Genomic DNA, 1608 nt, shown 5'->3' with positions numbered 1-1608 from the left:
TTCACGATTCTGCTGATGCTGGTGCTGTCGGTGTTCCTGATGGTGCCGGTGGCCTCGGCCTTTACCGGGTTCTTTCTTGAGGACGTGGCAGACGCGGTCGAAGACCTGCATTATCCCAACCTGCCCCCGGCGCCGCGCACCCCGATTTACGAGGCGTTTCGTGACAGTATCAACTTTTTCGGGGTGCTGGTGGCGGTGAACATCGTCGCGCTGATGCTGAGCATCCCGATGGGACCGCTTGCGCCGGTGCTGTTCTGGGCGGTGAACGGCTATCTTCTGGGCCGCGAATATTTCCAGATGGTCGCGATGCGGCGGCTGGGGCGCATGGGCGCCACCAAGCTTCGCCGCCAGCATCGCGGCAAGGTCTGGCTTGCTGGCACGCTGATGGCGATTCCGCTAACGGTGCCGATCGTGAACCTGCTGATCCCGGTGCTGGGCGCCGCGACCTTTACCCATCTTTACCACCGCTTGGCAGGATCGTCAGTTGGTTCAGCCAGTCCAGATCACGGACCGACACAACCCCGGACATGATGGTCCCGGCAAGGATCACCCACAGAACCACGGTCACGCCCGAAACGATCAGCGCCGTGCGCTTGGGGTTGAAATTGACCGGGGCGCTGGCATGCGTGCCCCGCTCGACCGCGCCGGTATCGGCCTGAAAATCGCGGTGCATCGCCAGTTTGATGAACAGCACCATGAACCAGATCACGGCAAACAGAACAATGGCGGCGGTGATCGACATCAGACTTGTTCCAGCTCGATCAGGCAGCCGTTGAAATCCTTGGGATGCAGGAACAGCACCGGCTTGCCATGAGCACCGATCTTGGGCTCGCCCGAGCCCAGAACGCGGGCGCCTTCGGCCTTCAGCTTGTCGCGCGCGGCCAAAATGTCGTCGACCTCGTAACAGATGTGGTGAATCCCGCCCGAGGGGTTCTTTTCAAGAAAGCCGTTGATCGGGCTGCCTTCGCCCAGCGGATACAGCAGTTCGATCTTGGTGTTCGGCAGTTCGATAAACACAACGGTCACGCCGTGATCGGGCTCGTCCTGCGGGTCGCGCACGACCGCGCCCAGCGTGTTGGCATATTGCGCGGCAGCGGCGGCAAGGTCCGGCACGGCAATGGCGACATGGTTCAGGCGACCGATCATGGGGACTCTCCTTTTCTGCGATCGCACAGGTTATGCGGTCTTGCCGCCTTTGCTGCAAGAGGGCGCGGCCATTTACCGTTCCTTAAACCGTTGCGGGCGTAATGGTCCCCGAGTCGGGAGGCCGGTATGAGCAACAAACTGACACCCTTCGGCACCGGACCGGCGCGGCCACTCAGCGGTCTGACGGTGCTGTTGGTCGAAGACAGCCGCTATGCGTCCGAGGCGGTGCGGCTGATGTGCCTGCGCCTGGGCGCGCGAATCCGGCGGGCCGATAGCATCTGCACCGCGCGGCGGCACCTGCAAATCTATCACCCGTCGGTGGCGATCATTGATCTGGGCCTGCCCGATGGCGCGGGCGAGGACCTGATCAAGGCGCTGACCTCGGCGCGCCCGCGCATCGGCGTGGTGTTGGGGATCAGCGGCGATAGCGACGGGCACGACAGGGCGCTGGCCGCCGGGGCC

General features: G+C 63.4%; 4 protein-coding genes. 2 read left to right on the top strand and 2 right to left on the bottom strand.

Annotation, left to right across the window (positions count from 1 at the left end):
* Positions 1 to 531: EI24 domain-containing protein (locus ABYW26_RS14315; protein WP_372605586.1), on the top strand; the 531-nt coding region annotated here is incomplete at its 5' end.
* Here ABYW26_RS14315 and ABYW26_RS14310 read toward each other — a convergent pair.
* Positions 449 to 742: a DUF1467 family protein gene (locus ABYW26_RS14310; protein WP_372605585.1), complete on the bottom strand. Its 294-nt coding sequence runs from the start codon at positions 740 to 742 to the stop codon at positions 449 to 451. The two genes, ABYW26_RS14315 and ABYW26_RS14310, sit on opposite strands and share 83 nt — an antisense overlap.
* Positions 742 to 1146: a methylmalonyl-CoA epimerase gene (gene mce, locus ABYW26_RS14305; protein ID WP_372605584.1), complete on the bottom strand. Its 405-nt coding sequence runs from the start codon at positions 1144 to 1146 to the stop codon at positions 742 to 744. Before mce ends, ABYW26_RS14310 begins: the two co-directional genes overlap by 1 nt.
* Positions 1147 to 1272: 126 nt before the next feature.
* On the opposite strand from mce, the gene ABYW26_RS14300 reads away from it, so the two are divergent.
* A partial coding sequence (locus tag ABYW26_RS14300) for a response regulator (protein WP_372605583.1) occupies positions 1273 to 1608 on the top strand: 336 nt, incomplete at its 3' end.

The organism is Actibacterium sp. (genome assembly GCF_041584535.1).
Taxonomy (GTDB): domain Bacteria; phylum Pseudomonadota; class Alphaproteobacteria; order Rhodobacterales; family Rhodobacteraceae; genus Actibacterium_D.
This window is presented reverse-complemented; position numbering and strand designations above follow the sequence as displayed.